The sequence below is a fragment of the Clostridium sartagoforme AAU1 genome (assembly GCF_000401215.1).
Classification (GTDB): Bacteria; Bacillota; Clostridia; order Clostridiales; family Clostridiaceae; genus Clostridium; species Clostridium sartagoforme.
Genome location: NZ_ASRV01000060.1, coordinates 1 through 2,961, shown reverse-complemented (window position 1 = coordinate 2,961; position 2,961 = coordinate 1). Strand labels below are relative to the sequence as shown.

Genomic DNA, 2,961 nt, shown 5'->3' with positions numbered 1-2,961 from the left:
TATTAATTTACTTGAGTATCTTTCTAATAACGGATTAGAATACAAAATTGAATATGATGAAAAGGTATTTACCAAAAGTGATAAAGCAGATGAAGTGATAGATATATTTAAAAATAATTTGATAAAAAATGGAGTTGAAATATTATATAATACAAAGGTGAATGATTTAATTGTTGATAATGAATGTATTAAGGGAATAGTAACTGAAGATAACAGAGAGATATATGCTGATAGTGTTATAGTTACAACAGGAGGAAAAAGTTATCCTACAACAGGATCAGATGGAAGTATGTATGATATAATACAAAAGTATGGGCATACTATAAATCCTTTATATCCAGCATTGATTCCTCTTGTTATTAAAGAAGGATTTATTAAAAATATGCAAGGAATATCAATGAAAGAGGTAATAGTAAGCACAACTATTAAAAAGAAAAAAATACAACGTCAAGGAGATATGATATTTACACATTTTGGAATATCTGGACCTGGGGTTTTGAAAATTTCGTCATATATAAGTAAAATTTTAAAGGAAAAAGAAGTAGAGATAAAATTAGATTTTTTACCGCAGATATCTAAAGATGAGTTATCTAAAATAATAAGAACTAATGCAAATAAAGGTCTAGTAAATAATTTAAAAGGGTATTTACCACAAAATTTTATAAAAGAACTATTAAATATTTTAAACTTAAATGAAATTAAAATTTCAGAATTGAAAAAGGAAGATGAAGCTAAGTTAATAGAATATATTAAAGAAATGAAATTAACAGTAGAAGACACAATTACAATTAAAGCAGCTATGGTAACAAGTGGCGGAGTTAGTGTAAAAGAAATAAATTCATCTACAATGGAATCCAAAAAAATAAAAAAATTATTTTTTGCAGGTGAAGTTATTGATATAGATGCTGAAACTGGAGGATATAATCTTCAAATGGCATTTTCAACAGGATATTTAGCAGGAATTAATTCGGGAAAGCAATTTTAAATTTAGCAGATATATATTGTTAATTAGTAATAATAACACTAAAAAAGCTGAGGAAACTCAGCTTTTTAGTTTGGAAGTGGTTGATAAGTACTCCTATTTAGATATTCATTAACAACTAATTCACCATTAGAGTTATATCCATACAAATAAGTATCGGCACTTAATGAACTTAACGGAACAGAAACAGGTTCATATGTTATGCCGCCTTTTACAGCTTCATTTGCCCAAAATTCAATGGTTAAATTCCCATTCCCAGCATAACTATTAACTACAATAGGAACATCAAAGTTATTTACAAACTTTAAATCAATAAGATTATCAGCTAAAGTAGCATCAAGTCCTATAGGAACATAAGAAACCTTCATCATATGATTAAGTCTTTCAGTAGGTATAATTCCAGCTCTTAATATTGTGTTATAAAGAGTAGAGGCAACCTGACAAACTCCTCCACCAACACCAGGAACAACTTCTCCATTGACGTAAGTATTAGCAGATACAAATCCATTTTCAATAGTTGTTGGGCCTATTGCCTTTTCAGTAGAAAAAGTTTCTCCAGGCATTACTATTGAATTATCTATATTTCTTGCAGCGATTTGAAGGTTTGTACCACTAGGACCAGCTTTATAGCTAGTAGAAAAAGAAGAAATTCTACTAGTAACATTATTTAATGCACTAGCTGTAATGCTAGCATTTACAACATCAACTTTCCCAATCACATTTAAAATGTTTGGGGCATTCATATCTTTAATATTATACCTAATATTTTCCAATAAATCATCTGAATCTAATTTAAGGCCTGTAGAGTCACTTGATATATTTATAGCCCCACCAGAAATGTCTATAGAGGCATTTGTGGGGGAAACATCTATAGTATTAGATATACTAGATACAAATGAAGTTAATTTCTCATCATTAAAAAGAACTTCAAAATTATATTCCCTATTTTTCGGTTTCTTTAATAAATTAATTTTTTGGAAGAAATCTTCATTTTTGCCGAAACTTAAAATTTCATTTTCAAGGTCCTCATAGTTAATGGTGGCATCTAAATCCTTGTAGGAAATTTCAAAGTTTTGGTTATTAGCTTCTACAGCTACTTTTTTATCACTTATATTTTCAATTAAAGATACTAGTGCTTTGTGTAAATCATCATTATTTAATCCACCTAAATCTTTATTTAGTATATAAGCGCCTGGATAAACCTTATTAGAATAACTATTAATTAAATTAGTATTTTTAATTAACCAATAACCTAAGATTGAAATTAGTATTAAAAATACTATAAGTATAGTTTTCCAAGATTTTAAAAATGAAATTATACTTTTTGGGGTAGATTGTACCACTTCCTTTGGTGTTTCAGTATTAAGATTATTATTGCTCATAAATACCAACTTTCTATAAATTAATTTGTATCTTTATTGTACATATATAGTTTAACTCGGATAGTCAATAAATTCAAGAATTTATGGGAAAAATTACTAAAAATATACATATTTTATTTTATGTATAAAAGAAAAAATTAAAGATTTGATTATAAGATACGAATAAAAATTAAATGCAAGGAATTTAATTTTTATATGGCGGTTAAAAAAGAATATTATTAACATAACTAAATTATTTTTTAATCATTTATACAAGTATAAATATTTACAAAAGGTTGCTAAATGATTAAAATTATAACATACTGGTAATAAATATTTACAAATAGGGGGCAGCGTAAAATGAAAAAGATAAGGATAAATAAAAAAAGAAAAAAACATAAGATAGCAAAAGAAAATACAAAGATAAAAGAGAAAAAAATAAAGAAAAGTAAAAAAATGAATACAATTGGGAAAAAAATATTTAGCATAACAGTCAGTGTTACTATTATTGCTATGCTTATATTATTAAGTATAAATGTACTTATATTTAGAAACTTATTAAACTCTATAGAAAAAGATGTACTATCTAAGGGGAAAAATATAAAAGGAAGTATATCA

At 26.3% G+C, this 2,961-nt stretch carries 2 protein-coding genes and 1 pseudogene; 2 read left to right on the top strand and 1 reads right to left on the bottom strand.

Translation table 11 applies throughout. The annotated features are described in order from the left end of the window. On the top strand, positions 1-985 hold a 985-nt coding region (locus A500_RS05080; RefSeq protein ID WP_040436550.1), incomplete at its 5' end, for an aminoacetone oxidase family FAD-binding enzyme. Between the two features lie 65 nt (positions 986-1,050). On the opposite strand, the gene A500_RS05075 is transcribed toward A500_RS05080, so the two are convergent. Further along, positions 1,051-2,364, bottom strand: a complete 1,314-nt coding sequence (locus tag A500_RS05075; RefSeq protein WP_016206511.1) for a VanW family protein — start codon at positions 2,362-2,364, stop codon at positions 1,051-1,053. A gap of 339 nt (positions 2,365-2,703) precedes the next feature. Here A500_RS05075 and A500_RS05070 point away from each other — a divergent pair. Then, positions 2,704-2,961, top strand: a pseudogene (locus A500_RS05070) (methyl-accepting chemotaxis protein); the annotation flags it as partial.

Coding starts and splice junctions, on each gene's coding strand:
- A500_RS05075 (WP_016206511.1), bottom strand. CDS start 2,364: ATGAGCAATAATAATCTTAATACTGAAACACCAAAGGAAGTGGTACAA.